Origin of the sequence: Rhodococcus qingshengii JCM 15477 (genome assembly GCF_023221595.1) — a bacterium.
GTDB classification, from domain to species: domain Bacteria; phylum Actinomycetota; class Actinomycetes; order Mycobacteriales; family Mycobacteriaceae; genus Rhodococcus_F; species Rhodococcus_F qingshengii.
In genome coordinates this window covers 2,608,596-2,635,136 of sequence record NZ_CP096563.1, presented here as the reverse complement: position 1 = coordinate 2,635,136, position 26,541 = coordinate 2,608,596, and the positions used below count along the sequence as shown (strand labels likewise).

23 protein-coding genes are annotated in these 26,541 nt (G+C 62.6%); 16 read left to right on the top strand and 7 right to left on the bottom strand.

All coding sequences use genetic code 11. The features are described from left to right. Positions 1–17: 17 nt before the first annotated feature. Together M0639_RS12125 and M0639_RS12120 are read left to right on the top strand one after the other, a co-directional pair. Positions 18–1,712, top strand: coding sequence for a SulP family inorganic anion transporter (locus M0639_RS12125; RefSeq protein ID WP_058038641.1), 1,695 nt, complete (start codon positions 18–20; stop codon positions 1,710–1,712). Between the two features lie 48 nt (positions 1,713–1,760). After that, positions 1,761–2,726, top strand: coding sequence for an endonuclease/exonuclease/phosphatase family protein (locus tag M0639_RS12120; protein WP_054187746.1), 966 nt, complete (start codon positions 1,761–1,763; stop codon positions 2,724–2,726). Between the two features lie 36 nt (positions 2,727–2,762). Here the strand turns inward: M0639_RS12120 and M0639_RS12115 are convergent, their stop codons facing one another. Beyond that, positions 2,763–3,761 carry an Lrp/AsnC family transcriptional regulator gene (locus M0639_RS12115; RefSeq protein ID WP_228232586.1) on the bottom strand — a complete coding sequence of 333 codons (999 nt, stop codon included), beginning with the start codon at positions 3,759–3,761 and terminating at the stop codon, positions 2,763–2,765. Between the two features lie 136 nt (positions 3,762–3,897). Here M0639_RS12115 and M0639_RS12110 point away from each other — a divergent pair, with 136 nt between their 5' ends. From M0639_RS12110 to M0639_RS12080, 7 genes are all read left to right on the top strand, one after another. Then, on the top strand, positions 3,898–5,241 hold the full coding sequence (locus tag M0639_RS12110; RefSeq protein ID WP_007734920.1) for a DUF3100 domain-containing protein: 1,344 nt from the start codon (positions 3,898–3,900) through the stop codon (positions 5,239–5,241). Positions 5,242–5,293: 52 nt separating this feature from the next. After that, entirely contained in the window at positions 5,294–6,508 is a 1,215-nt protein-coding gene (locus M0639_RS12105) for an amidohydrolase (protein ID WP_064073694.1), read from the top strand. Continuing rightward, the gene (locus M0639_RS12100) at positions 6,505–7,863 is read left to right on the top strand and encodes an L-serine ammonia-lyase (protein WP_064073695.1); all 1,359 of its coding nucleotides are present in this window, start codon (positions 6,505–6,507) and stop codon (positions 7,861–7,863) included. The genes M0639_RS12105 and M0639_RS12100 overlap by 4 nt, the downstream gene beginning before the upstream one ends. Positions 7,864–7,989: 126 nt before the next feature. Further along, positions 7,990–8,895, top strand: a complete 906-nt coding sequence (locus M0639_RS12095; protein WP_231915102.1) for a hypothetical protein — start codon at positions 7,990–7,992, stop codon at positions 8,893–8,895. A 126-nt stretch (positions 8,896–9,021) separates the two neighbouring features. Next, a complete protein-coding gene (locus M0639_RS12090) occupies positions 9,022–10,170 on the top strand; it encodes a serine hydrolase domain-containing protein (RefSeq protein ID WP_064073697.1) in 1,149 nt (382 codons plus the stop codon). A 297-nt stretch (positions 10,171–10,467) separates the two neighbouring features. Further along, complete coding sequence (locus tag M0639_RS12085; RefSeq protein ID WP_064073720.1) at positions 10,468–11,154, top strand: TetR/AcrR family transcriptional regulator C-terminal domain-containing protein; 687 nt, start codon at positions 10,468–10,470, stop codon at positions 11,152–11,154. Between the two features lie 9 nt (positions 11,155–11,163). Further along, positions 11,164–12,291 (top strand): FAD-dependent oxidoreductase, encoded by a 1,128-nt coding sequence (locus M0639_RS12080; RefSeq protein WP_064073698.1) that lies wholly within the window; start codon positions 11,164–11,166, stop codon positions 12,289–12,291. Positions 12,292–12,306: 15 nt separating this feature from the next. On the opposite strand, the gene M0639_RS12075 is transcribed toward M0639_RS12080, so the two are convergent. Further along, positions 12,307–13,158 carry an SDR family oxidoreductase gene (locus M0639_RS12075; protein ID WP_050656490.1) on the bottom strand — a complete coding sequence of 284 codons (852 nt, stop codon included), beginning with the start codon at positions 13,156–13,158 and terminating at the stop codon, positions 12,307–12,309. Positions 13,159–13,260: 102 nt separating this feature from the next. After that, entirely contained in the window at positions 13,261–14,004 is a 744-nt protein-coding gene (locus tag M0639_RS12070; RefSeq protein WP_007734901.1) for a GntR family transcriptional regulator, read from the bottom strand. Positions 14,005–14,100: 96 nt separating this feature from the next. Here M0639_RS12070 and M0639_RS12065 point away from each other — a divergent pair, with 96 nt between their 5' ends. The 6 genes from M0639_RS12065 to M0639_RS12040 are packed head-to-tail and all read left to right on the top strand — an operon-like array spanning position 14,101 to position 19,843. Beyond that, the gene (locus M0639_RS12065) at positions 14,101–15,228 is read left to right on the top strand and encodes a TIGR03364 family FAD-dependent oxidoreductase (protein ID WP_007734899.1); all 1,128 of its coding nucleotides are present in this window, start codon (positions 14,101–14,103) and stop codon (positions 15,226–15,228) included. Between the two features lie 25 nt (positions 15,229–15,253). Then, positions 15,254–15,931, top strand: a complete 678-nt coding sequence (locus M0639_RS12060; RefSeq protein ID WP_064073699.1) for a phosphonatase-like hydrolase — start codon at positions 15,254–15,256, stop codon at positions 15,929–15,931. A 25-nt stretch (positions 15,932–15,956) separates the two neighbouring features. Beyond that, the gene (locus M0639_RS12055) at positions 15,957–17,006 is read left to right on the top strand and encodes a 2-aminoethylphosphonate ABC transporter substrate-binding protein (RefSeq protein WP_064073700.1); all 1,050 of its coding nucleotides are present in this window, start codon (positions 15,957–15,959) and stop codon (positions 17,004–17,006) included. 2 nt (positions 17,007–17,008) lie between these two features. Continuing rightward, a complete protein-coding gene (locus M0639_RS12050; protein WP_063316573.1) occupies positions 17,009–18,184 on the top strand; it encodes an ABC transporter ATP-binding protein in 1,176 nt (391 codons plus the stop codon). Then, the gene (locus M0639_RS12045) at positions 18,181–19,083 is read left to right on the top strand and encodes a 2-aminoethylphosphonate ABC transporter permease subunit (RefSeq protein ID WP_042450795.1); all 903 of its coding nucleotides are present in this window, start codon (positions 18,181–18,183) and stop codon (positions 19,081–19,083) included. The genes M0639_RS12050 and M0639_RS12045 overlap by 4 nt, the downstream gene beginning before the upstream one ends. Then, complete coding sequence (locus M0639_RS12040) at positions 19,058–19,843, top strand: ABC transporter permease (protein WP_058038633.1); 786 nt, start codon at positions 19,058–19,060, stop codon at positions 19,841–19,843. Before M0639_RS12045 ends, M0639_RS12040 begins: the two co-directional genes overlap by 26 nt. A gap of 55 nt (positions 19,844–19,898) precedes the next feature. On the opposite strand, the gene M0639_RS12035 is transcribed toward M0639_RS12040, so the two are convergent. Then, positions 19,899–21,521, bottom strand: coding sequence for an AMP-binding protein (locus M0639_RS12035; RefSeq protein WP_064073701.1), 1,623 nt, complete (start codon positions 21,519–21,521; stop codon positions 19,899–19,901). Positions 21,522–21,699: 178 nt separating this feature from the next. Between M0639_RS12035 and M0639_RS12030 the strand changes: the two genes are divergently transcribed. Next, complete coding sequence (locus tag M0639_RS12030; protein ID WP_042450799.1) at positions 21,700–22,509, top strand: LuxR C-terminal-related transcriptional regulator; 810 nt, start codon at positions 21,700–21,702, stop codon at positions 22,507–22,509. A 4-nt stretch (positions 22,510–22,513) separates the two neighbouring features. On the opposite strand, the gene M0639_RS12025 is transcribed toward M0639_RS12030, so the two are convergent. The 3 genes from M0639_RS12025 to ispG form a co-directional block, all read right to left on the bottom strand. After that, complete coding sequence (locus tag M0639_RS12025) at positions 22,514–24,328, bottom strand: penicillin-binding transpeptidase domain-containing protein (protein ID WP_042450801.1); 1,815 nt, start codon at positions 24,326–24,328, stop codon at positions 22,514–22,516. A gap of 69 nt (positions 24,329–24,397) precedes the next feature. Next, positions 24,398–25,234, bottom strand: a complete 837-nt coding sequence (locus M0639_RS12020; protein ID WP_003942692.1) for a GNAT family N-acetyltransferase — start codon at positions 25,232–25,234, stop codon at positions 24,398–24,400. A gap of 111 nt (positions 25,235–25,345) precedes the next feature. Then, positions 25,346–26,503 (bottom strand): flavodoxin-dependent (E)-4-hydroxy-3-methylbut-2-enyl-diphosphate synthase, encoded by a 1,158-nt coding sequence (gene ispG, locus M0639_RS12015; RefSeq protein WP_007734888.1) that lies wholly within the window; start codon positions 26,501–26,503, stop codon positions 25,346–25,348. Positions 26,504–26,541: the final 38 nt, after the last annotated feature.

The following is a 26,541-nucleotide window of genomic DNA, read 5'->3' as shown; positions in this document are numbered from 1 at the left end:
GGGAGGAAAATCAAACGATGATGTGGGCGGAGAGTCTAGGTCGGCTACCGGGCGTCGCGACTGCCCGTGGGTATCGCCGCGAGTGGTTGCGAACAGACGTCACTGCCGGACTCGTCTTGACTGCCCTGCTCATCCCGGCAGGCATGGGCTACGCCGAGGCCGCCGGGTTGCCTGCGTACGCCGGGCTGTACGCCACCATCGTGCCTTTGCTCGCCTACGCGGTAGTCGGGCCCTCGAAAATCCTTGTACTCGGACCTGATTCGTCACTGGCGCCGCTGATTGCCGCCGCGGTCATACCGCTGGCAGTGGTCGGCGATTCGGAGAATGCGCTTGCACTAGCCGGTGTTCTCGCCATTCTTGTCGGACTCATCCTCGTGATCGGCGGATTCCTTCGTCTCGGCTTCGTGACCGAACTCCTCTCGAAACCGATCCGCCTCGGCTACCTCAACGCCATTGCACTCGTCGTCGTAGTTGGTCAGATTCCCAAGCTGCTCGGATTCTCCGTCGACGCGTCCGGTCTACTCGGTGAAATCGGCGGGATCTCAAAGGCCCTGGTGGGTGGCGACGTCGACCCCCTCGCTGCCGCCATCGGTGTCGGTTCGCTAGTCGTCATAGTCGCCTTCCGGCTCTGGGTACCTGTTGTTCCCGGCGTTCTGGTGGCCGTTGTCGCGGCCATAGTCTTGTCCGCTGCCGCCGGTCTCACCGATGACATCGGCATGGTCGGCGCACTGCCGGAAGGACTCCCCCTCCCTTCCGTCGGTGGAGTCACCTGGCAGGACGTCGGCCATCTGATCGGGCCCGCCGCCGGTATCGCATTGATTGCCTTCGCCGACACCGGCGTTCTCTCGCGCACCTTCGCCGCCCGCCACGGCGAGGACGTGAACGGCAGTACCGAAATGAAGGCGATCGGTGTCGCGAACGTGGCCGGCGGACTGTTCGGCGGGTTTCCGATCTCGGCGAGCGGGTCACGAACTCCGGTAGCCGAACAGAGTGGGGCGCACACACAATTGGCCGGCGTCGTCGGGGCGCTCGCGGTCCTGGTGTTCGTCCTCGTCGCTCCCGGACTCACGGCATATCTGCCCGATGCAACACTGGCCGCCGTCGTCATCGTCGCCGCGTGTGCACTGATCGACGTGGGCGGCATGGTCCGCATGTGGCGCATGAGCACCGTGGAATTCGGCCTCGCCGTCGCGGCGTTTCTGGGCGTCGCCCTGGTCGGTGTGCTACAAGGCATCCTTGTTGCGATCGGACTGTCCTTCGCAGCGGTCATCGCGCAGGTATGGCAGCCACATCGAACCGAACTCGTCGAGACGGGCGAACCCACCGGATTCCACGACATCGAACGCCATCCAGATGGGCATCGCATCCCCGGCCTGGTGTTGGTGAGGTTTGACGCGCCACTGTTTTTCGCGAACGGCGAGATCTTCGACGAATACGTTCGCTCCGTCGTCGCCAAGGCGCCAGATCCGGTCGACTGGGTGGTTATAGCCGCCGAACCGATCACCGGACTCGACACAACGGCAGTCGACGAACTCGTCGATCTGGATACATTCCTCGAAGGCAAAGGAATTCGGTTGGCATTCGCAGAGATGAAAGGTCCGATCAAGGATCGACTCATCCGATTCGGAGTCGGGGATCGATTCGATTCGACGCACTTCTACCCGACCGTCGAAGCCGCCGTGAACGCATTCCGCACCCGAACCGGCGACTGACAAACGCCAGGCAGTCGGGAACCGTGGCTGCATTGGGTACCGTTTGGTATGGGATTCACGACGGACAATGTTCCGGCACGCCGTATCGCTCAGGTCGCCGGCGTGGGCGGTATCGCCGTCGGCGTTGTCTCGCTGATCGCGTTGTACTCCACCAAGCCGATCAACCCGTTGATCGCCGTGGCCTCCTTCGTCCCGATACTGCTTGCGGTCACACTCGCAGCGTCCCTGATATGCCTGGTCTTTCGCCGCTGGATCCTGCTGGCGATCTCGGTGGTACTGATTGCGGTGGGCGCGTCGGTGATCAGTCCACTGTATGTGGCAAACAGTTCCGAAATCGACGGGCCGACTCTGCGCGTAATGCAAGCAAACCTTCTCTTCGGGCAGGCAGATCCCGCCAGTTTGACTGCGACGGTGCGCGAGAAGGCAGTCGACGTCCTGACGGTTCAGGAACTGACCACATCACTCGAAGGCTCTCTCAGAGATCAAGGACTCGAGCAACTGCTGCCGCATCACTACTTGGTACCGGACGAGGCCGGCGGGGGTGGCGCCGGTATTTACAGCCGTTATCCGCTGACGGACACTCGGGAATTGAACGGATTCGGACCGACCAATCTTGTTGCCGAAGTAGGCTTCTCGACTCCGTTCACCCTTCTGGCGGTTCACCCCGGACCGGCGTACGTGACCCCGCCCGACGTGTGGACTGCCGAGCTGAGCACTTTGCGAAACGCGCTCGACGCTGCTGCCGCCGAGGAAACCGTCATCGTCAGTGGCGACTTCAACACCACATTCACGCACAAGCAATTCCGTGACCTCCTCGATGTCGGCTACTCCGATGCCGCAGACCAATTGGGAGTAGGCATCGTGCGCACCTATCCGGCGGACAAGAAATTTCCCGCGATCGTCGGCATCGACCATGTACTTCTGCGGGGCGGACAGGCGAAGTCACTCGAGCGGATCGACATCGAAGGTTCCGATCACTTCGGCTTGATCGTCGACGTGGCGATCCCCAACTAGTCGGAGAGCACCCGACCCGCGCGAACGCGTTGCGGATCACCCGTGCTTCGGCATGCTTCGACCCGACACATCGATCGTCCGATGCAGGTGATGCGGCGTACGCAGGACGATCGACCGGTCCACCACGGATACGCCCGGAAACTGGTCGGCGAGATAACCTTCCAGACGCTGCACGTCGTCGATCGAGCGCAGCCACACCGCCAATGCGATGTCGTAGCTGCCGATCGTAGAAGCAACAAGCCTCGCCTCACGCAGGTGCGAAAGGCGCTGAGCAATTGCCTCCTTTCGCCCGTCGAGACGTAAGAAGTACCAGGCGTAGACCGGCCAGCCGGAGTAGGGCCGAGCAATCTCCGTGCGGACGACCAGTCGCCCCGTCGACAGCTCGTGAGAAAGGAGCGCCCCAGCGCGAGCCGGCGTGACTCCGAGGGCCGCAGCGAGTGCCGAGACGGTGACACGTGGTTCGCGAGAAAGAATGTCGAACAGCTGCGACTGTTCCTCTTCGCCGGCGCGTACACCACGAATCTTTCCCGCCGGGGCCGACTCGAGCGCGGCAATTTCTTCCGCATCGAGAGCACGTAGACGCCAGTTCCTCGCGTCGGAGTTCGCCGAGGACACGATCTGAGTTCGCATCGCGGTGATCATCGGCAGGGATTGTGTTCGCTCCAACACGTACCTGGACAATTGATCGAGGTCAGTGCAGGTGAGCGTGACGAGCAGATCCCGATTGCCGGTTGTGAGATCGACTGTGAGAACTTCGGGATCGTGCGCGATCTGTTCGGCAACGCTCATGGTCTGTGCCGGTGCGCATTCGATCTCGAGAAGTGCGGTCGCCGACACGATGGGTCCACCACGGTACGCAGCGATCCACGCTATTCCTTGCGAGTGCAGACGCTCCCAACGCCTGGTCAGGGTGACCGGGTCGGAACCGATCGCGCGTGAAAGCTCGGACCACGACGCTCGCGGCCTGATCTGCAGTGCGTTCAACAGCCGAAGATCGTCGTCCTTGAGCATCTGATCCTGCACCGAGGACCTCACTTTCAGAAGAATGCTGCACCGAAACAGGATCGAAACGCGTCGATCCTAACTTCATCACATCAATAGTCCACCAAATCCTGAGCCTCGAGAACCCTTACTTCTTGCGTTCGTTCGCCCCCTCGAGAAAGACACCGACATGACCGAAGCATTCCCTGTCTCGCATGACGATTCCCCAGTCAGCGATCAAACCGCGACGCAAAAAGTCGTTTTCGCCATGCGGTCGCCACGGCTGTGGATCGTGGTGATTCTGCTCCTCGGGCTTGCGGCAGGCGCGCAACTGATCGGCCCCGCAGTGATTCCCGTCGGCGCTGCCGCCATCACGATCCTGCCCATGGTGTGGGGACTGATTGCCGGCGGTGTCGTCTCGAGCCAGAAGTGGAAACCACTCGGCCTCGACCTTCAGGCTGCGGCCTCGGCAATCATGGGCCTGGCTGTTCTCTTGCTTTGTGCAAGGTTGTCTTTCACCATCGGCCCGAACATCCAATTGTTGTTCGAGGCGGGCCCCGCACTGCTACTGCAGGAATTGGGGCACTTGTTCGGCACTATCGCTCTCGCACTCCCGCTGGCGGTACTCCTTCGGATGGGGCCGGCCACCGTCGGAGCAACCTTCTCCATCGACCGCGAGGGTTCCTTCGCGATGGTCAGCGAACGCTACGGCCCCGATTCCGACCAGTACCGTGGAGTCCTGTCGATGTACGTCTTCGGCACTCTGTTCGGTGCCGTGCTGATCAGCCTGATTGCGTCACTGGCTACATCCTTCAACATCTTCGACCCCCTCGCATTGGCGATGGGTGCCGGCGTCGGATCCGGCTCGATGATGGCTGCCGCTGCCGCCAGCGTCGTTTCGGCGCACCCCGAGATGGCCGACCAGGTACTCGCCGTGGCGGCCACATCCAACATCATCACCGGCCTCCTCGGCGTGTATGTCGGCATGTATGTCGCACTCCCCCTTGCTGATCGAATCTACGGCGCACTCACCAAGCGCTCGAAGACGACCAGCGAACGGAAAGCCGACACTGCCCCACGAGCGGTTGCGCCGAGCGTCACCGTGCCGCTGACCACGATCGTTCCGATTCTGTTCGTCGGTGGGGTCATCGTCTCCTCGATCGCAGCGGGTGGCGTATCTCGATCGATCATCGTCGGTTACTTGATCCTCACCGGATTGTTGCTCCTGGGCGTCGGCGTGGCCCGCCTGACCCGCGGCAAGATCGCGGCGATGATCGCAATCATCACCATCGGCGCCTTGGCGACAACACCGTGGTCCCCCATCGGTGATTTCGTCTCGAGCACCGTCGGGACTGTCGACTTTCTCTCGATCTGCACCCTCACCTTGACTGTCGCAGGTCTCAGCCTCGGCAAGGACCTTCCCTTGCTCAAGACGATCGGCTGGAAGATCGTGCCCGTCGGAATCGTCGCGATCCTCGCCTCTTACCTACTTTCCGTGGTCGTCGCGGAGTTCGCGCTGGGCCTCTGGCACTAGAACTGCACCCGAAAACGCTGAGAACCAAAGATGTTGAAAGGAACCAATACCCATGTCCATCGCTGACCCCCGCACCCGCACAGACTCGGTTTCGAGCACGATCGAGAAGTGGGCATCACGCCTCATCGACGTCAGCCACACGATCCATGCTCACCCAGAGCTGGCATTCGAAGAGCATCATGCGTCGGCCCTCTTGGCGGACGCCGCGCAGGAAGCCGGCTTCACGGTTACTCGCGCCGCCTACGGCCTCGAGACGGCATTCGAAGCGGTGCGGGGCTCCGGCCCTTTCCGCGTCGTCGTCTGCGCCGAGTACGACGCCCTTCCCGACATCGGTCATGCGTGTGGACACAATGTCATCGCCGCTGCCGGACTGGGAGCAGCGATCGCGCTCGGAGAGGTCGCGGAGGAACACGGCCTGACCGTCGTCCTTCTCGGTACGCCGGCCGAAGAACATGGCGGCGGGAAAGTCTTGCTGCTCGAACGTGGCGCATGGGAGGGCGCGGCGATGTCGATCATGGTCCACGGCGCTGCAGGTGAAGACGTCAGTTGCACCGTCACCGGAACGCAGGCAGTCGACCGGTTCGACGTGACCTACACCGGAAGAGCCGCACACGCGGCCGCTGCGCCACACAAGGGCATCAACGCAGGTGACGCCGCCACGATCGCCTTGGTCGCCATCGGACTTCTCCGTCAACAACTTCCGTCCGACGTCAGGCTCAACGCCTATGTCGAGCACGGCGGCGAAGCAACAAACATCATTCCGGCCTCGACGTTGGTGCGAGCGGAAGTTCGGGCCGCAGAACTCGACGTGCTGTTGGACGCCAAGCGTCGTATGCTCTCCTGCTTCGAGGGCGCAGCTGTGGCCAGCGACTGCTCCTGGTCGACCGAACGCGCCGAACCGCGCTACGAGGAGCTTGTTCAACATCGCGTGCTGGCGACGATCTGGGACGAGGAGATCGCGAGCCTGGGCCGCACCGCGGCCGCCCGAACTCCCCTGACCGGCGGCTCGACAGACATGGGCAACGTGTCGAAGGTGGTTCCCTCGATCCACCCGATGATCGCGTTACGCGGCGTTACCGGAGTTCCTCACACGATCGAGTTTGCCGCTGATGCCCGCTCCGCAGCGGGCGACGAAGCTGTTCTGCACGGAGCAATTGCAATGGCGCGCACTGTGATCCGAGCCGCCACCGGGGACTCGCGCTCCAACCTCCTGACGATTGCGGCCCAGCGCGAGTCAGGAGCGACTACCGTCACGAGCGCCGAATGAGCACCACCGGCGTCTATGTTTCCGCGCTCGAATTCTTCTCCATCGGCATCGGGCCCTCCAGTTCACACACGGTCGGTCCGATGCGAGCCGCCCGCACTTTTGTCGGCGAGCTCTCCGACGCCGGCGTGACCGCGTCGGTCGACCGTATTCGCTGCAATCTGCACGGCTCTCTCGCCGCCACCGGAATAGGGCACTGCACTCCCGACGCGGTGATCGCGGGACTTCGTGGGTTGGATCCTGAAACGTGCGAGCCGAACGACGTTCACGGGCGTTGGGCCGAGCTCTCGGACGGCGGATCGGTGAAGCTCGTCGGCGGCTCACTCAGGCACGTTGTGTTCACTCACGAGGACATGGTGTTCGAGCCGCTCGTTCGCCGTCACGGGCACCCCAACTCGATGACACTGACCGCCTTAAGCGGTCGCGAAATCGTCTGTACGAGTACATATCTGTCGATCGGTGGCGGATTCGTACTGCGCGCCGGAACGGAGACGCAAGCAAGCGCGCATTCGATCAACTCACGCTATCGAACCGCGAAAGAGCTACTGGCGGAATGCGGCTCCGGAACTATCGCCGAGTTGGCACTGTCGGACGAAATCGCGATGCACGGCCAGGATCGGGCATTCACCGGCATCGACGCGATCTGGTCCGCGATGCGCACATGCATCGAACGCGGCACCCAGACCGAAGGTGTATTGCCCGGGCGTCTCGGAGTTCGCCGAAGAGCACGGTCTGCGAACATTCAACTGGAACAACGTAACTGCGCCCCCTCCTCACGCGAGTGGCTGACCGTCTACGCCATGGCGGTCAACGAAGAAAATGCAGCAGGTGGCCGCGTGGTAACGGCTCCGACGAACGGCGCTGCGGGCATCGTGCCGGCGGTGCTCTATCACCACATACGCGCTACGGGCGCCGGCGTTCACGACGTTCGAACCTTTCTCCTCACCGCTGCCGCAATCGGATCGATCATCAAGGCGAATGCCTCGATCTCGGGCGCGGAGGCGGGGTGCCAAGGCGAGGTCGGAGCTGCCTGCGCGATGGCGGCAGCCGGCTTGTGCGCTGTCATGGGCGGATCACCACGACAAATCGAGAATGCAGCTGAGATTGCCATGGAACACCATCTGGGGCTGACCTGCGATCCGGTTGGTGGCCTGGTCCAAATCCCCTGCATCGAACGAAATGCCGTAGCCGCCTCGACTGCAGTCACCGCAGCTCAGCTCGCATACCTCGGTGACGGGACGCATGTGGTGAGCCTCGATACCGTCATCGAAACCATGCGCCAAACCGGAAACGACATGTCCGTGCGTTACAAGGAAACCAGTGAAGGCGGGCTCGCCGTCAATGTCGTCGAGTGCTGAGGAGGATGTCGACGGCAGCGGCGAGGGCGGGCGGACGCCGTCGCCGGAAATATCATCCTCTCGAACGATGAAGTCCGGTGTACCGATTTCTACACTCGGTGACATGACTTTGTGGACGGTGACCAGATGATCGCTCATCACGCTGGAGGAATCCCACTGCACAATTCTTCACGGCACAACACTGCGGGGCCGTCGCGCTCGACGCAGTCCTCAGGTCGCAAGATCGCCGCGTTGATCGCGTTGGTCGCCGGTTTCTCCGCTGCCTTCGTTCTCGCCCCGGGCATGCTGACGAGTAGGCCGGGTGATGGGTACGCAGACCAGGGAGAACTCGTCGAGACGGTCCGCGCCGCGTTCGTCGAATACTGGAGTTCCGGTGTCCAAGCCTTCTCGCCGAGCTTGGAGTCCGCTGTCGACTACTGGCTGCGGTACCACGTGGCCAAGGCCGTGATCGCGGTAATCCTGCTGTCGGTTCTGCTCGCACTCGGCCGGATGCTCAAGGCGTCGTTCGTGAACGCCGGCCCTCTGACGGCTGGAAAGAAACTCGCATTCGCCTCGGCGGGAGGGCTGGTCACGCTCCTCGCGATGTTTTCCTCGGTACTCGTGATGGCAAATATCCAAGGTGTCGTTGCACCCTTCTCTTCGCTGATCTCGATGTTGCCCGTGGCCCAGGCGGATGGGGCACTTGGCGACACTGTCGGGCAGGTCCGCCAACAGCTCGCTCAGTCGACGGGCACCGGAAACCAGCAAAGCCCTGTCCTCGAACTGATGATCAGCGACTTCGCGCGGTATCACTTGGCCATGGCGGTGATCGCGCTGATCGCGGCAGCAATATCACTGACCGTGACTGTGGTCGTGTGGGCACGCTTCGCGAGAACGGCGCGATCCGAGCGACGGACGAGATTCGTGTCGGGGTCGATCGGTCTTCTCACTGCACTGTTCACGCTGGGATTGATCGTTGTCGGCGTAGCAAATATGGGCACCGCGGCAGACCCGGCACCCGCGCTGGCGGCGTTCTTCGACGGCGGAATCTGACCCAAGCCAAGGGTTCAGGCCAGGGTTCCGTAGTCCCCCGGTACCGGTTGAGGAGGTACCTGGGGACTGCGTCTGCCGTACCCGGGGTCGATGTGTGAGTGCCCTCGGACGGGCAGAGTTCGACTCATGAAAACCGGAGCAAGACGCATCCTGCTTGTCGGCCTGTGCAGCGCCATGGTTGTCGGAGCTGTAATCAGCTGCAGCACGGACAAATCCACAGACACATCCGACAAGATCATGGACTCGACCATCACCGACCAGCTCGATTCGATCGTCGACGCAGCGGTGAATTCGACCGGGATTCCCGGTGCGATGGTGGGCATTTGGGGGCCCGACGGCAACTACGTCAAGGTTGCAGGAGTCTCGGATACGGCAACCAAAGCGCCGATGGAAACCGACTTCTACCACCGGATCGGCAGCGTCACCAAAACATTTACCGTGACCGCCCTGCTGCAATTGGTCGACGAGGGAAAGATCGGTCTCGATGATCCGATCTCCAAGTACGTCGACGGCGTCATGGAAGGTGATGCGATCAGCTTGCGTCACCTGGCAGGAATGCGCAGCGGCCTCGTGGACTACACGACGTCCGAACAGTTTGTGATGGAATATCTTTCGGATCCCCGCCGAACTTTCACACCGGAGGAACTCGTCGGATACATCAAGGACCTCCCACTCCAACTTCGACCAGGGACCACCGTCGACTACTCGAACACCAACACTGTTCTGCTGGGCATGGTGATCGAAAAGGTCTCCGGCTCAACACTGTCGGACGTCATCGACACCAAGATCACGACACCACTCGGAATGGAGCACACCAGCTTTCCCACCACCAACGCGTTCCCGACACCACACGCTCAGGGGTACACCAACCAAACGCTCGACGGAGCCGTGACCGCGGCGACGGACTGGAATCCGTCGTGGGGCGGCGCCGCGGGTGCAATGATCTCGTCGTTGGACGACATGCGCATCTGGGTTCCGGCGCTGGCCAAAGGCGATCTCCTGACCGACGCCACTCAGAAGCAGCGCCTGCAAACCGTGAGCTTGAGCGAAGGGGACGACAGCTCCGGCTACGGACTCGGTTTGTTCAACAGCGGCGGCTGGATCGGTCACAACGGAAGCCTGCCCGGCTACAAGACAGTCTCGGTCTACTTGCCCGAGAAGGACACAACCCTGGTCGTCTTCATCAACACCGACATCGACGGAGAGACCGACCTGACCAGTGCTTTGATGGTGCCGATCACCAAGTTGATCAGCCCGGGCAACGTCTACGGCTGATCACCTCGGGTCCGATCCACAATTCGGACGAAAGTGACATCTCGGGTTTCGATCTGTCGATAGGCTCGACCGTCGACAGATCGAAACCCGAAAGAGGCGCTCATGGGATCGTTGAACGACTGGCCACTCAACAGCGATAGCCCGCTCGTGGGCATAGTCGGCGGCATCCTGCTGACGATCGCAATGCTCTCCGGCGGTACGGGCATGTAGCCCATTCACATCAGCATGTGATTCGTGACATCAGCACGTGACTCAACGAACATGTTCGTTACGAACATGTTCGTGTACGGTGAAATCATGCCCACTCAGCCAACAAGTCCGTCGAGCCGTCGCAATCGTCCGGCCAAACCCGCTCTGACACGCGAGGGCATCGTCAGTACCGCGGTGGAAATCTTGCGGTCGGAGGGCTTGCAGAAATTGACGATGCGTCGACTCGCCCTCGAACTCGACACCGGGCCGGCATCGATGTATGTGTACGTGCGCAACACAGTCGAACTGCATGCCGCGGTTCTCGACGAACTCCTCGGAGTCGTGGACCTCGCCGAAAATTCCTCCGGCACTTGGCAAGCTCGCCTTGAACGGGTGTTGACCTCGTACACGGCCGTGCTGTTCGATCATCCCGGCCTCGCCCAGTCGGCTCTCGTTTCCCGGCCCAGCGGAGTTCACTACGTGCGCCTGCTCGAGCGCCTGCTGGCATTGCTCGACGAAGGCGAAGTCCCTCCAGGTCAGGCCGCGTGGGGCGTGGACTTGCTACTGCAGTACGCGACGTCCACTGCCGCCGAACACTCTGCGCCGAACAATTCCGCCGACGCGGATGCCCAATGGAGCGCGCTGACCGACGCAATCCAGAACGCAAACCCGCAGACGCACCCACTCGTCGCAGGCCATGCAACAGCTCTACTTGCCGGTGAACCCACCGCGCGCCTCTCCTGGGGATTCCGCACGCTCATCACGGGCATCGAGAACACCCCACTCACTTCTTAGGAACCCACCATGAACCACTACCCCATCGCAATCATCGGCGCCGGCCTCGGCGGCCTCACCCTCGCCCGAGTCATCCATCTCCGCGGAATCGATTCGGCGGTATTCGATCTCGAATCCGGACCGACAGCCAGAACTCAAGGCGGGATGCTCGACATCCACGAAGACTCGGGTCAGATCGCGCTTCGTGCCGCCGGCCTCTATGAGGAGTTCCGCGCCCTCGTTCATCAAGGCGGGGAAGAGACACGCGTCCTCGATCGAAATGCCGTCGTGCACCTGAGCGAGCAGGACACCGGAGACGGCGACCGCCCGGAAATCGACCGCGGCCAGCTGCGTGACCTACTGCTCAGCTCAATTCCGAAGGAAACACTCCACTGGGGAGCCAAGGTCCGCAGTGCTCATCCGTTGCCGGATGGTCGACACGAAGTTCACCTCGCGGATGGCACCCACTTCACCACCGATCTCCTGGTCGGCGCCGACGGTGCGTGGTCGAAAATCCGTCCACTGGTTTCAAACGACACTCCTGCGTACACCGGAATATCTTTCGTGGAGTTCGACCTTCACGACGCCGACAACCAGCACGTGGATGCCGCTGAAACCGTCGGCGGCGGAATGATGTTCGCACTCAGTGCCGACAAGGGCTTCCTCGCCCACCGTGAGACCGACAACAGTCTGCACATCTATGCCGCCCTGCGAGTTCCCGAGAGCTGGGCAGCGAGTGTCGACTTCTCCGACGATCACATCGCGAAGAAGGTTCTGCTGGAACACTTCTCGGACTGGGACGAGTCACTGCGTTCACTGATCGTCGAAGCCGACAGCTCGCTGACCCCTCGCCCCATCCATACCCTTCCCATCGGCCACAGTTGGAGCCGTACTCCCGGGGTCACTCTGCTCGGGGACGCGGCACACGTCATGTCGCCGTTTGCCGGAGAGGGTGCGAACCTGGCAATGCTCGACGGCGCGGAACTCGGCCAGGCGATCGCGTCGCACAGCAGCACGGAGGAAGGGCTAGCTGTCTACGAAGAGCGCCTATTCCCACGCAGCGCCGCGGCGGCACAACAGTCCGCTGATGGACTGGACATGTGCTTCGGCGAGAACGCACCCCAGGGGCTCGTGGACATGTTCACCTCACTCCCGTGACCTGACAAACTCGGATCAGGTCGTCACGTCCACGTGGGCAAGCGACGAGGACAAACCGCGATGGGCTTCAACTTGATCGAGTAGTTGGTGGGCTTTCTGCTCAACCACGGACACTGCATCGGCACCGGCGACCCAACGACGTGGGGGTAGCGGCGAATCGACAAGTGCCACAAGTGCCGCGGCAAGTTTCACCGGATCCCCGCCCTGGGCACCGTTCATACTCTTCCACGCTTCGACGGTCTCGCCGGTCCGAGCGTCGTAATCGTCTATCGACAATTCCGGCCAGACCGACGACGCACCCTCGACAAGCAGTTCGGTCCGGAAGAATCCCGGCTCCACGATCATCGTCCCGATTCCGTACGGTTCGACATCGAATTGCAATGATTCCATCCAACCCTCCAGCGCAAACTTCGACGCCGCGTAGGCTGCGCAAAACTCCTGACCAACCAGGCCCGCAAGCGAGCTGACAGTCACGACACGTCCACTCCGTTGCCTACGCATTACCGGCAACACCGCCCGTGTCACATTGATCGGCCCGAAAAAGTTGGTCTCCATCTGAGCGCGAAGTTGCGCCGGACTGACAACCTCGAAGAACCCGGCGTAGAAGTTTCCGGCGTTGTTCACCAGTACATCGATTCCACCAAATCGTGCAACTGCCGTGTCCACCGCAGCATATGCGGCTTGATCGTCGGTGATGTCCAAGGCAATCACCAACAGGTCGTCATGCGCACCGATCGCTGCAGAAACACGGTCCGCATCACGCCCCGTTGCCACCACCGCGTGCCCGGCGGCAAGAGCCGCCTGAGCAATATCGACTCCCATCCCCCGGCCTGCGCCGGTTACGAACCAGACCTTCTTGTCACCCATGTTCACTGTCCTCCCGTTTGATGGAGTCCAGTACAGAACAGATTCCACGGGCCTGGGAGTGCCTATCGTTCCCGGTAACAGCAGACCCCCTCGACGCCCCTCCTACTCGCGAAGAGTCGTCAAGAAGGCAATACGGTCGCCGCGGTAGAGCGAACGAACGCGCTCGATCGGCACACCGTCCGGGTCGACAGACGTCCGGTGCAATAGAAGCATCGGCATCGAGGTGGTGGACTCGACGAGGGTTGCCTCCCGCGGTGAAGCGAGCACCGTCTCGATCCGTTCGGTTGCGGAGGCAAAGACCACGCCGATGGAACGGATAGCCGCGTACAGCGACGTCGTCGCATCGAAAGCGTCGAGCATCTCACCGAACCTGCTGTCCGGCAGGAACGTTGATTCGAGTCCGATCTTCTCTCCGTCGGCGAAGAGAACACGCTCGAGATGAACGACGCTGTCACCTGGTTCGATACCCAATTCCGTGGCGAGACCGTCGTCGGCCGACATTCGTTCGAAGGTCACAACCTTACGACTGGGTACTCGCCCAGCGCTCAGAGCACCTTCGGTATAGGAACGAATCGATAGCGGCTGAACCAACTTCGGACTCGCGACGACAGTGCCCCGCCCCCGCCGCTCGATTCGCCCTTCGACAAGAAGATCACGAAGCGCTTGACGGACCGTCTCGCGAGCGACTGTGAACCGCGCCGCCAATTCCCGCTCGGACGGGACTGCGTCGCCCTCCTCGAGCCCACTGAGAATGGTCTCGATCTCGGTGCGCACCCGGTAGTACTTCAACTCCGGTTCGATCACGACGCTCGAGGTCCCCGGCCCGGTGGACGTCTGCTGATTCATGGCGCAAGCGTACAAGAATTCGGTCTATACCAATTGTTAACCTGGAGTTCGTCTCGATTCCCCCTATTGGTCTAGACCAAACGTCACTATCTCTACATGCGAATTTTGATTGTGGGCGGAGGGATCCTCGGAACGGCGCACGCCGACGAGGCAATCCGTCGGGGACACGACGTCATCCATCTCGAACGTGAGCCCGAAGCCCGCGGTGCCACGGTACGGAACTTCGGCCTCGTCTGGGTATCCGGGCGAGCCCCGCACGAACTCGAAGCTGCGCTGCGCTCGCGCGAACTGTGGGCAGACCTTGCCGCCCGTGTCCCCGGCGTCGGATACCGCCCAGCCGGCTCCATCACCCTCATGCGCACCGAGGAGGAGGTCGCGGTCGCGCAGGAAGCGTTCTCTCGGCCGGACGCCGACAACCGAGGGTTCGCGCTTCTGGATCCCGACGCCGTTCGCGTCGTCAACCCCGCGCTCCGGGGCAAGTTTCTCGGCGGACTGCACTGCACGCTGGACGCCGCTGTCGAGTCACGGCAAGCGCTCCCCGCCATCCGTTCTTACCTCGAATCCACTGGCCGTTACACCTTCCACGCCGGAACGGAAGCCCGCGAGATCACGACGACCACCTCCGGCGCACACATCCGCGACGACCACGGTCGCAGCTTCGACGCCGATCTCGTGATCGTCTGCCCCGGAGCAACACTCGGCGGATTGGCTCGCGATCTCGCCGGCGATCTCCCGTTGCGCCGTGTGCGCCTGCAGATGATGCAGAGCGCCCCACTCGGCGAAAAGCTCACCACCGCAATCGCTGACGGTGACAGCTTCCGCTACTACCCGGGTTTCGCCGGATCTGCCCTCGATCACCTCCGTACAGTGCAGCCGCAGGAACCGACTGCCGAGGAGCACCGCATGCAACTCCTGTGCGTGCAGCGCTTGCACGGCGGGCTGACCATCGGCGACACCCACGAATACGAGGAACCCTTCGACTTCGATGTCGACGAGGCGCCCTATCGCCATCTGTCCGGAGTCGTGGAAACACTTCTGGGACGCGATCTTCCGCCAATCGTCAAGCGTTGGGCGGGCGTCTACAGCCAGTGCATCGACCCCTCACAACTTGTTCACCGCGCACAAGCCGCCGACAACGTCTGGGTGGTTGCCGGCCCCGGTGGCCGCGGTATGACGCTCGGCCCGGCACTGGCGGAACAAACCGCCGACCAGCTCGGTCTCTGAATCTCTCCGACAAGAAAGACTTCTCATGTCTCCGATCACCCTTGCCGTTCTCGACATGGCCGGCACCACCGTCGCCGACGACGGACTGGTTCTTCGCGCCTTCGCTGCCGCCGCTGAAGCCGGCGGACTGCCCGCCGAAGGCCCGGAAGCCGACGCCGCTCGCCAGTACGTCCTCGACACGATGGGCCAGTCGAAGATCGTCGTGTTCCGGGCGATCTTCGGTGACGAAGACCGCGCCCAGGCCGCGAACGCCGCCTTCGAAACCACGTACGACTCCCTCATCGACCAGGGCCTGGCCGAGCCGATCCCCGGCGCCGAGAAAGCCATCACCACTTTGCGCGAGGCCGGCATCAAAGTTGCCTTGACCACCGGGTTCAGCCGATCGACGCAGGACAAACTCCTCGTCGCGCTCGGCTGGGAAACCCTCGCCGATCTCACCCTCTCCCCCGCCGAGGCCGGTCGCGGTCGACCGCACCCGGACCTGATTCTGGCTGCCCTGCTCAAACTTTCGATCGACGACGTCCACCAGATCGCCGTACTCGGCGACACGTCCAACGACGTGCTCAGCGGCATTCGTTCCGGCGCATCCATCGTCGCCGGAACTCTGACCGGCGCACACGACGAGCAACAGCTTCGCGACGCCGGAGCCACCCACATCGTCCCGTCCGTGACGGAGTTCGCCGAACTCCTCACCCACTCCTGATCTCACCTCCGAAAAAGGAATCGTCATGCGTCTACGCCCGAGCATCGCTGCGGCCGCTCTCGCCGTGTCCGTTCTTTCGTTCACCACTGCCTGCGGTGGCACCGGCACTGCTGCCGGATCAGACACCGAGACCGTCACCGTATACAGCGCCGACGGCCTGTCCGGTTGGTACAAGGGAAGATTCGACGCCTTCACCGCGCAGACCGGTATCGCCGTCAACCTCGTGGAAGCCGGATCCGGCGAGGTCGTCTCCCGCGTCGAAAAGGAGCAGTCCAACCCACAGGCAGACGTGATCATCACGCTGCCCCCGTTCATCCAGAAGGCCGACGCCCAAGGTCTGCTCGAGCCCAGCGGAATCGACACCTCCGCCGTTCCTACCGACGAGAAGGACGACGCCGGCAAGTACGTACCCGTCGTCGAGAATTACCTCTCGTTCATCGCCAATCCGACTGCATCACCCGCCCCACAATCTTGGGACGATCTGCTCACTGACCAGTTCAAGGGCAAGTTGCAGTACTCCACGCCCGGCCAGGCCGGCGACGGTACCGCGGTGCTCTTGCTGCTCCAGCACCTGATGGGTAAGGAAGGAGCACTCGACTACCTCGGAAAGCTCCAGGCCAACAACGTCGGACCCTCGTCTTCCACCGGAAAGCTCCAGCCCAAGGTCAGTAACGGAGAGCTGCTGGTCGCCAACGGTGACGTCCAGATGAACCTCGCCTCCATCACCGACGACGGATCGAAGTTCGACATCTTCTTCCCCGCTGGAGCCGACGGCACTCGCACCACCATTGCACTGCCCTACGTGATGGGCCTCGCCAAGAGCGCACCGAGCAGCGAACAAGCCAAGAAGTTGATGGAGTTCCTGCTCTCCGAAGAATCCCAGAAGACCGTCGCCACCGATGCACTCGGCGTATCGGTCCGCGAGGACGTCCGAAGCGCTGCCGGTGAATCCACCGACAAGAACACGCCTTCCGGAGTTCTGCAGGGCGTCAACGTGTGGACCCCGAACTGGAACGACGTCCTCAGCTCGCTCGACGCCGACATCGCCGCTTACCAGAAAGCCACCGGGAGCTGATCATGGCAAGAACCAGACTGGGGCGGACGCTCCCCGAGACCGTCGGTGTTCACGGAGCGATCGAACATTCTGCTCCGGCCATCACGTTCGATCGCGTCAACGTCGCCTACGGCCGCGGGAAGACCGCAACCCATGCACTCGTCGATTTCAATCTACGAGTGGCGCCGGGTGAAACTGTGGCACTGCTGGGGCCCAGTGGATCCGGCAAGTCGACCGCTCTGAAGGCCCTCGCGGGATTTGTCCGCCCCACGTCCGGTTCCGTCAAGCTCGGCACCCGAGACATCACCAATCTGCCTCCCGCACAACGCGGTATCGGCGTCGTCGTTCAGTCGTACGCTCTCTTCCCGCACATGCGAGTATCCGAAAACGTAGCCTTCGGACTCCGAGCCCATCGCGTGCCGCGGTCGGAGATCGGCCCTCGCGTGGCCGAAGCCCTCGACATGGTCGGGATGTCGGCGTACGGAAAGCGGCTTCCCCGTGAACTTTCCGGCGGTCAACAGCAGCGAATCGCCATTGCCCGAGCGTTGGCAATTCGCCCTGGAGTACTCCTCCTCGACGAACCGTTGGCCGCCCTGGATGCTCAACTTCGCGAGAGCATGCTCGGCGAACTGGCGAGACTGCGCGCAGCACTACCTGACACAGCCATGCTCTATGTGACGCACGATCAGAGTGAAGCCCTGGCGCTCGCAGACCGAATCGCAGTGATGCGCAACGCCAGACTCGCGGACATCGACACCGCTGAGGCCTTGTGGAAACGTCCGCCGTCCAGCTTCACCGCGGCGTTCCTCGGGGGTGCCAACCTGCTGCCCTGCACCGTCACACGCGTCATCGGCACCTCCGCGCTGGTCTCGATCGGTGGCACGCCGTTCACTGCTCACGCCCCGCAGCCCGAGATCGGGCACATCGAATGGGAGTCCGACATGGACGCCTACCTGTGTGTTCGTCCACACGCGGTAGCCGTAACCGGCCTCGGCGCACGAGGATCATTCCCGGCGCGCATCGTCTCGAGCGTCTGGCGCGGTTCCACGACGCGTCTGACGCTGGCTGTACGTGGCCTCGACGATGTCCGCGTCGACGCGGATGTTCCAGGGCACGACGAACGACCGGTCGACACCGAAGTGGGCGTCGTCCTGCCCACGGACGGCAGTGTCCTGGTTCCGGCGGATCGCCACCCATGACGACAACCCTGGAACGCCCCGAAACCGCTGCGCCCCAGCACAAAGACCCGATCGCGTGGCGCCGGATCGGCTGGACGCTGCCACCACTGCTTCTTGTCCTCGTGTTTGCTGTCTATCCCACCGCACGTGTCCTCACGGAATCTCTGAGCACCGCAGATGGCACCGGGTTGTCCACGTGGTCTTCGGTGCTCGGTTCGGAACTGTTCAGAACCGCGCTCTGGCGGACCATCCAAATCGCCGTGGCGTCGACCCTGGGTTGCCTGATCCTGGGAACCTTCCTCGCCTTGGTGCTTGCCTTCGTTCCGTTCGCCGGATCCAAGGTGGTGGGGCGATTGATCGACACGGTGCTCGCCCTGCCGTCTTTCCTGATCACGCTGGCGTTCACGTTCCTGTACGGGACAGCCGGCGCCGTCAACGCCTTGATCGTCCGCATCACCGGCGATGCGAGCGGCCCACTGAATTTCCTCAACACTCCGTTCGGTGTGATCGCGGCCGAAATCACTTTCTTCACACCCTTTGTCGTGCGTCCGCTATTGGCAGCGTTCACCCAGATTCCGCGTGAACAACTCGACGTGGCAGCCAGTCTCGGCGCGTCACCCGTCCGAGTTCTGCGGCAGGTGGTGATGCCGGAAGCGTGGCCGGCCCTCCTGGCCGGTGGATCGCTCGTGCTTCTGATGACGCTGAATGAATTCGGCATCGTGCTCTTCACCGGGGCTAAAGACGTCGTAACTCTGCCGGTCCTCATCTACACCCGCGGCATTGTCACCTTCGACTTGCCCGGCGCGGCAGTGATCGCGACGGTCCAGGTCGCACTCTCACTCGGCCTGTACTGCCTCTACCGATTCACCTTCAACAGATTGATGGGAGGCAGCCGTGCTGCTGTGGACACGAAGCTCTAGGGCCCTCGTACTCGGATTCTTCACCCTGGTCGTCGCGGTGGTTTTCGTCGCGCCCATCGCCACCGTCGTCGCGGCTGCCTTGGCCGGATCGTGGACCGGTCCACTCCCGTCGAATCTCGGCGGCAAGAACTTCTCCACGGCGCTGTCCGATGAGCACTTCGCCAGCCTGATCGTCAGTTTGCAGACTGCATTCATCGCGGGGGCATTGGCATTGATCGTCGGAACGTGGGCCGCGCTGGCCTCGCGTGAGGCACCGATGTGGCTGCGGCGCATCACCGATGCCGTATTCCATTTACCGATTGCGGTTCCGTCGGTCTCGATCGGCTTGGGTCTGCTCATCACTTTCAACGAGCGCCCGCTACTGCTCGGCGGCACCAAGTGGATCGTGATTCTCGCTCACACGGTTTTGGTGCTTGCCTTTGCCTTCAGTTCCGTATCGGCCGCGCTCGAACGGCTCGATCCCGCCTACCGTCAAGCTGCCGAATCACTCGGCGCCGGCCCGGTGCGGGTGCTGACACGGGTAACGCTACCGCTGCTGCTCCCAGCGTTGGGTGCGGCCGCCGGGCTTTCCATCGCACTGTCGATGGGTGAGCTGGGCGCAACGGTCATGGTCTACCCGGCGACATGGAAGACCTTGCCGGTCAGCATCTTCGGACTCACCGACCGTGGCCAGGTATTTCTTGCCGCAGCAAATACGACACTGCTGCTCGCAGTCACCCTGGTCGCCCTCATGGTGGTCGGCAGAATTCGTCGGCGCTGACCTTGCTGTGCGCCTTTATTAACCGCCGGGGGTTAATAAAGGCGCACAGCAGGGTTTATCCCTTCCTCAAGATGTACCGCTGAACCTTGCCACTCGGGGTCTTGGGCAGGTTCGGAACAAAGTGCACCGTGCGTGGGTATGCGTGCGCTGCAAACTTCTTCTTCACCAGGGTTTGCAGTTCCTTCTCGAGTTCGTCGTCACCGTCGACACCTTCGCGAAGAACGACGAACGCCTCGAGAACCTCACCACGCAACTCGTCGGGCATGCCCACCACGGCGGCCTCGATGACGTGCTCGTGCATGACCAGCACGCTCTCGACGTCGAAGGGACCGATGCGGTAGCCCGCCATGATGATGACGTCGTCGTCGCGCGAGGAGAAGAAGAAGAATCCGTCCTCGTCCGTCATTCCCGCATCACCGGTGATGTACCAGCGGCCGTCTTCGCTGAATCGCTGCTTCGTCTTCTCCGGCGCATCGACGTACCCGGTGAACCACATCAACGGGCTGTTGTGAGTATCGATCGCCACGCGGCCCTGAGTGCGGGCCGGTGCGATGTCATCCGAATTGTCTTCCAGCACAGCGGCAGACCAACCCGGCAACGCACGGCCCATGGATCCGGGACGGACATCGTCGCGAAGTCCGTCGGCCCAGGCGTTGACGATGAACATGCCGTGCTCGGTCTGGCCGTAGTGATCACGGACCTCGACGCCCAACGAGTTCTTCGACCACGCAACAACATCCGGAGTCAAGGGCTCACCGGCCGAGGAAGCGCGGCGCAGCGAGATGCCTTCCGGAACGGGAGCCTTGTCGGCACGCAGACTGCGGTAGACAGTCGGAGCGGCGGCAAAATTGGTGACACCGAACTTCTCGATGATCTGCCACGTCAGCGGCGCGGAGAATCCGGCGTGCAGCAGCAAGCTTCGCGTGCCGGCGGCAAGCGGGCCGAGCAACGCGTAGTACAGCCCGTACGCCCAGCCCGGGTCTGCGGCGTTCCAGAACACGTCGTCCTCTCGGACGTCGAGGCCGAACTCCTGGTATGCGTGGAACGAGGCGAGCGCGCGCACCGGAACCGGCACGCCCTTGGGTGTTCCCGTGGTGCCACTGGTGAACAACTGCACCATCGGTGCGTTGCCGCCGACTGCCTGAGCAGCGCCCTTCGGGTCTTCGGCATCCTGAGCTGCGACAAGTGCGTCGAAGTCCAACTCGTCACCGGCCGCGCCGCCCGCGACGATGACCTGCCACGCTGCGTCGGCGGGGATGTCCTCTCCCGGCGCGAGCTTCTCGAGCTGATTGGCGTCGGAAATGACCACCTTCGCGCCGCTGGCCGTCAAGCGGAAAGCGATGGCCGGCGAAGCGAACGCCGTGAACAAGGGCACGTGGACCGCTCCGCGGCGCCAGATACCGAGGAGCGCGACCACCAGGTCCGCAGACTTACCCATCAAGGTCGCGACGTTGTCACCCGGCTCGACTCCGAGGTCGGCCAGAGCTGCCGCGAAACGCGCCGACTGCTCACGTAGATGACCGTAAGTGAGGTCCACCGAGCTAAGGTCTGCCTCGACGACGGTGAATGCAACGCCATCCGCGGGATGCCGATCGCAGAGCAATTCTGCGGCGCTGGCATGCGGGGTGTCGTACTGGTCCAGCAGCTCGCGCACCCGTGCGGTGGGATCGGTGCTCATCAACTTGCTCCTTATCGATCGTCGTATGGTTGGCCCGACCGGTTACGTTGGCGGCTCGTCATACGTACTGTTCACCCCCTATGATCTAGCTCACAAGAGAACTTCACTACCCCCAGAAAGGGGTACCTGCGTGAACCGACATGCTTCGTCACTTCTGCGCCCCCGCGACGGGGACGCAATGCGAGGTGAACTCCGAACAATCGCAGCTCAGGGCGTTGTTCCCGTGCTGTTCGGAGGCGAGGTCCAGGACGGAACCCTGCACCTGAGCGAATTCGTCGGCACCCGCACCAACAACCTCAAGGGCTTGGCCATCCCGCCGCGCTCGGGCATGGGCGGACGCGTCGTAGCCCAGGGTTCACCGATCACCGTCAACGATTACGGCAATTCGCAGTCCATCACTCATCACTTCGACCGTCCTGTTCTCAGCGAGGGCCTGCATTCGATCATCGCCGTTCCGGTCATGGTTTCGGGAAAATCGCGCGCTGTGCTCTACGCCGCGATCCGCGATTCCGCTCCGTTGGGTGACCGCACAGCAGACGTCATGGTCGGCGCATCCCGGCGTCTCGGGATGGAGTTCGCCATCCGCGACGAAGTCGATCGTCGCCTGCAACTACTGCAGGCCGCCGCCGCGACTACCGCCGACGGTATGTCTTCGGAAGAGATCCGCGGAGTCCACGCCGAACTACGCAGTGTCGCCCAGACCGTCACCGACACCGACTTGCAGACCAAACTCCGCGGACTCTCCCAGCGTTTGGCCAACCTGCTGCGTCCCACCGCCGACGCCGAATCCGACGTCACGCTCACACCGCGTGAAGTGGATGTTCTCTCTCAGGTCGCACTCGGCTGCACCAACATCGAAGCCGGCCAACGGCTTTCCCTTCGCCCTGAAACAGTCAAGAGCTATCTGCGAAGCGCGATGGGAAAGCTGGACGCGAGCTCACGCCACGAAGCCGTGGTGACCGCCCGGAGGTTGGGACTGCTCCCCTGACGGGTCAGTAGCCTTCAGGCAGGGCGGTGAGCATGTCGCGGGTGACTGCGACGGCGTTGTCCGAACTTCCGCCCCGCACAACCAGAGTCGCGAAGGCCAGGTTCCCGCGATAGCCGACGAACCACGCGTGCGATCCCCCTTCGACCTCGGCTTCCCCGGTCTTGCCGTACACCTCACCCTGATCTTCGACGCGTTCTGCAGTACCGCTGGTGACCACGAGTCGCATCATTCCGCGCAGGCCGTCGACCATGGCGGGCGAGATCGCCGGGCGCTCACCGTCGATGGTGGTTTCGCGCCCTGAAATCAGTTGCGGCACCGGAGTCGAACCGTTCGCGACCGTCGCCGCTGCCATCGCCATTCCGAACGGACTGACCACGACCTTTCCCTGACCGAACCCGTCTTCGGTCCGCTGCACCAGGTCCGACGCCGGCGGCACCGAACCGGAATCGATCGGCAATCCCACCACGTTGTAGTCCTGGCCGATGCCGAACTGCGCTGCGGCAGTGGTCAACGTGTCTGGTTGCATCTCGCTGGCCAGCTTGGCGAAGGACGTGTTGCACGAACGCGCGAAGGCCGTTGCCATCGGCACCGTGCCGAGTGAGAACTCGTTGTAGTTGGGGACGCTGCGCTCACCGATCTCGATCCGGCCAGGACATGGCACCATCGTGTCGGGGGTCGCCTGACCGGTCGAAATTGCGGCGCCTGCCGTGATGATCTTGAACGTCGAACCGGGCGGGTACTGACCCATCGTCGCGACCGGTCCGTCGCGGTCTGCTGCCTTGTTCTGTGCGACAGCCAGGATCGCCCCACTCGACGGTTCGATGACCACCATCATCGCCTGATCCTTGTTCACGTTCACGGCACGCTGAGCAGCGATCTGAATGTTGCGGTCCAAACTGATACTGAACGACGGAACAGGTTGCGGCGCAGTCTCGGTCAGCACATCGGTGTCGACGCCGTTCTGGTTGACCGTGACGACACTCCAGCCGGCTTTGCCGTCGACCTCGTCGATGATCGTCTTCTTGATCTGCCCGAGAAGGTCCGGCGCGAACTCCGGGTCCGTCGAGACGAGATCCGATTCGTCCGAGACAGATACTCCCGAGATGGCTCCCAGTTGCGCCGATACCTGGTCGTAGTCGTCACTGCGCAGGCGGGTCACCAGATAGTCGCCCTTGACGGCCGTCGAGGATTCGGCGATCGATTGACCCGTCAGCGAAGAATCGAACCGACCGAGAACACTTGCGAGATTGTTTGCGGAACCGATGATGTCGTTGCTCTTGGAGCGATCGAACTTCACTCGGTAGACAATTCCCGGCACCAGGACATCCGTGCCCGAATGCTCGTTGACCCGCGCTCGCGGCGCCGCGGTTGCCCGCAACGACATCGTCTGCTTGTCACCGAGGCGCGGGTGAACGTCCGTCGAACTCCACCGGACGGACCAGTCGCCGTCCTTGCGTCCCATCTGCAGCTCGCCGTCGTACGTCCACACGCGGTCTTTCGGAAGGTGCCACTCGTAGGTGTAGCCGACCGTCGCTGTGTCACCGTTCATCTTCACCGACGTGGTCTCGGCAGTCATCGACTCGGCCTGGAGCGCATCCCAGGTGTCACTCAATACAGGACCCGCGGAGTCAGGCCGGTCCGTCAGTTTTGCTGCCTCGTCGATATCCCTGTCACCGAACGCACTCAGGAACTGCTGCGCGACGGGCTCGGGGCCGGCGGGTTTCGGAGTACACGAACTGATCCCCACCGCCAAGAAAATCACGGTGCAGGAGGCCAACAGTTGGGCCGAGCGACTACGAGAGAAATGCCGAGTGTTCATCGAGCCCCATAGTAGGGCGACAAATGCTCCACCCAGCGTAGGCGCGACCATTGCACGCAGCTTGTACGGTCAGTCGAGCAGCACCGTCGAGAAGGTCGCGACCTGTCGGAACCCCACCCGCGAATAGGTCGACCGCGCAATCGTATTGAAGCTGTTGACGTACAGGCTCGCAATGCGACCGGTCGCCATGATCGACTCCGCTACAGCCGCTGTACCGGTCACGCCGAAGCCCTGCCCACGAAATTCCGGGTTGACCCACACACCCTGGATCTGGCCACAGCGAGCAGACATCGAACCGACCTCCGCCTTGAAAACGACCTGGCCGTCCTCGATGTGCGCCCACGCTCGACCAGCGGCGATCAGGCTAGCGACACGGTGCCGGTATCCGCGCCCACCGTCGTTGGCACGCGGGTCGACTCCGACCTCTTCGATGAACATCGCGATCGCGGCAGGCAGATAGATCTCGAGTTCGTCCGAGCGAACCTGCCGGACCAGTGGATCCGACGGGCACGCCAGCGGCTCGGAAACCGCGAGCAACGGCTGTTCGGGGCGAACCTCCCGCGCAGTTCCCCAGTCGAGCTCGAGCATCTCCCACAGCGGCAACGCCAATTCGGCGCGGCCGACCACCGACGAGCACATGCGCGGAATCCGACAGGCACGGTCGGCGAATGCCCGAATGTCATCCGGATCGCCTCGAAGCGGAACCAGGTTCGCCCCGGCAAAGCACAGTGAGGACAACGGCCCGCCTCGACTCCACAGCTCGCCGTGAATCATTCGTGGGTCGACGCCGCATTCTTCGACGCGCGCGGCAATCATGCAGGCCGCCACCGGATCGGCGTCGAGTACCCGTCGGACGTCTTCGAGATCTCGACTTCCGACCTGCTTGGCTCCGAGGAGTTTGAGCATCCGTCAACCCCCTCGACTCGACTGCGCGTCCACGAATATCACTACCCGATCATGATGCACTCAGATTGCCACGAACCTGACACCGACGGGGAAGATTCATCCGGCAATCACTCAACTCACGGTGACGACCGGCGCACCCTCCGAGGCGTCACCCTCCATGCTTTCGGCAATTTTCATCGCCTCTTCGATCAACGTCTCGACGATCTGTGCCTCGGGCACCGTCTTGATGACCTTGCCCTTGACGAAGATCTGGCCCTTGCCGTTGCCGGACGCCACACCGAGGTCGGCCTCACGCGCTTCGCCCGGTCCGTTCACAACGCAACCCATGACTGCCACGCGCAGCGGGATCTCCATGCCTTCGAGGCCGGCAGAGACCTCGTCGGCAAGGGTGTAGACATCGACCTGTGCACGGCCACACGAGGGGCAAGAGACGATCTCGAGCTTGCGGGGACGCAGGTTCAGAGACTGCAGAATCTGGTTACCGACCTTGATTTCCTCGGCCGGCGGGGCCGAGAGCGAAACCCGGATCGTGTCGCCGATACCCTCCGCGAGCAGCGCACCGAAGGCGACCGCGGACTTTATCGTGCCCTGAAACGCCGGCCCTGCCTCCGTGACGCCGAGGTGCAACGGGTAATCGCATTTGGCGGCGAGTTGGCGGTAAGCCTCGACCATGATCACCGGATCGTTGTGCTTGACGGAGATCTTGATGTCACCGAAGCCGTGCTCTTCGAACAACCCGGCCTCCCACAGCGCGGACTCGACCAACGCTTCGGGCGTCGCCTTGCCGTACTTCTCCATCAACCGAGGATCGAGCGATCCCGCGTTGACACCGATACGGATCGGAATGCCTGCGTCACCGGCAGCCTTGGCCACCTCTTTGACACGGCCGTCGAATTCCTTGATGTTGCCCGGATTGACGCGCACCGCAGCGCATCCCGCATCGATTGCCGCGAAGATGTAGCGCGGCTGGAAGTGGATGTCGGCGATAACCGGGATCTGGCTCTTCTTCGCAATGATCGACAAAGCGTCCGCGTCTTCCTGACGCGGGCAGGCGACACGAACGATGTCGCAACCGGACGCGGTCAGTTCCGCGATCTGCTGCAGCGTTGCATTGACGTCGTGCGTCTTCGTGGTGCACATGGACTGCACCGAGATGGGGAAATCGCTGCCCACACCTACCGTGCCGACCTGCAGCTGCCGTGTCTTGCGTCGAGGAGCAAGAATCGCTGCGGGTGCCGAGGGCATTCCCAGTCCGATAGGGATGGTCACGTCTGTGCCTTCTTTCATAGCTTCACTGCAAGTTTAGC

What these genes read in the sequence shown, in the direction of transcription:
- M0639_RS12090 (WP_064073697.1), top strand. Translation starts at nt 9,022, where the DNA reads ATGAAAACCGGAGCAAGACGCATCCTGCTTGTCGGCCTGTGCAGCGCC.
- M0639_RS12030 (WP_042450799.1), top strand. Translation starts at nt 21,700, where the DNA reads ATGCGAGGTGAACTCCGAACAATCGCAGCTCAGGGCGTTGTTCCCGTG.
- M0639_RS12110 (WP_007734920.1), top strand. Translation starts at nt 3,898, where the DNA reads ATGACCGAAGCATTCCCTGTCTCGCATGACGATTCCCCAGTCAGCGAT.
- M0639_RS12020 (WP_003942692.1), bottom strand. Translation starts at nt 25,234, where the DNA reads ATGCTCAAACTCCTCGGAGCCAAGCAGGTCGGAAGTCGAGATCTCGAA.
- M0639_RS12050 (WP_063316573.1), top strand. Translation starts at nt 17,009, where the DNA reads ATGGCAAGAACCAGACTGGGGCGGACGCTCCCCGAGACCGTCGGTGTT.
- M0639_RS12100 (WP_064073695.1), top strand. Translation starts at nt 6,505, where the DNA reads ATGAGCACCACCGGCGTCTATGTTTCCGCGCTCGAATTCTTCTCCATC.
- M0639_RS12125 (WP_058038641.1), top strand. Translation starts at nt 18, where the DNA reads ATGATGTGGGCGGAGAGTCTAGGTCGGCTACCGGGCGTCGCGACTGCC.
- M0639_RS12060 (WP_064073699.1), top strand. Translation starts at nt 15,254, where the DNA reads ATGTCTCCGATCACCCTTGCCGTTCTCGACATGGCCGGCACCACCGTC.
- M0639_RS12055 (WP_064073700.1), top strand. Translation starts at nt 15,957, where the DNA reads ATGCGTCTACGCCCGAGCATCGCTGCGGCCGCTCTCGCCGTGTCCGTT.
- M0639_RS12025 (WP_042450801.1), bottom strand. Translation starts at nt 24,328, where the DNA reads ATGAACACTCGGCATTTCTCTCGTAGTCGCTCGGCCCAACTGTTGGCC.
- M0639_RS12075 (WP_050656490.1), bottom strand. Translation starts at nt 13,158, where the DNA reads ATGGGTGACAAGAAGGTCTGGTTCGTAACCGGCGCAGGCCGGGGGATG.
- M0639_RS12035 (WP_064073701.1), bottom strand. Translation starts at nt 21,521, where the DNA reads ATGAGCACCGATCCCACCGCACGGGTGCGCGAGCTGCTGGACCAGTAC.
- M0639_RS12120 (WP_054187746.1), top strand. Translation starts at nt 1,761, where the DNA reads ATGGGATTCACGACGGACAATGTTCCGGCACGCCGTATCGCTCAGGTC.
- M0639_RS12080 (WP_064073698.1), top strand. Translation starts at nt 11,164, where the DNA reads ATGAACCACTACCCCATCGCAATCATCGGCGCCGGCCTCGGCGGCCTC.
- M0639_RS12070 (WP_007734901.1), bottom strand. Translation starts at nt 14,004, where the DNA reads ATGAATCAGCAGACGTCCACCGGGCCGGGGACCTCGAGCGTCGTGATC.
- M0639_RS12105 (WP_064073694.1), top strand. Translation starts at nt 5,294, where the DNA reads ATGTCCATCGCTGACCCCCGCACCCGCACAGACTCGGTTTCGAGCACG.
- M0639_RS12045 (WP_042450795.1), top strand. Translation starts at nt 18,181, where the DNA reads ATGACGACAACCCTGGAACGCCCCGAAACCGCTGCGCCCCAGCACAAA.
- M0639_RS12095 (WP_231915102.1), top strand. Translation starts at nt 7,990, where the DNA reads ATGATCGCTCATCACGCTGGAGGAATCCCACTGCACAATTCTTCACGG.
- M0639_RS12065 (WP_007734899.1), top strand. Translation starts at nt 14,101, where the DNA reads ATGCGAATTTTGATTGTGGGCGGAGGGATCCTCGGAACGGCGCACGCC.
- M0639_RS12085 (WP_064073720.1), top strand. Translation starts at nt 10,468, where the DNA reads ATGCCCACTCAGCCAACAAGTCCGTCGAGCCGTCGCAATCGTCCGGCC.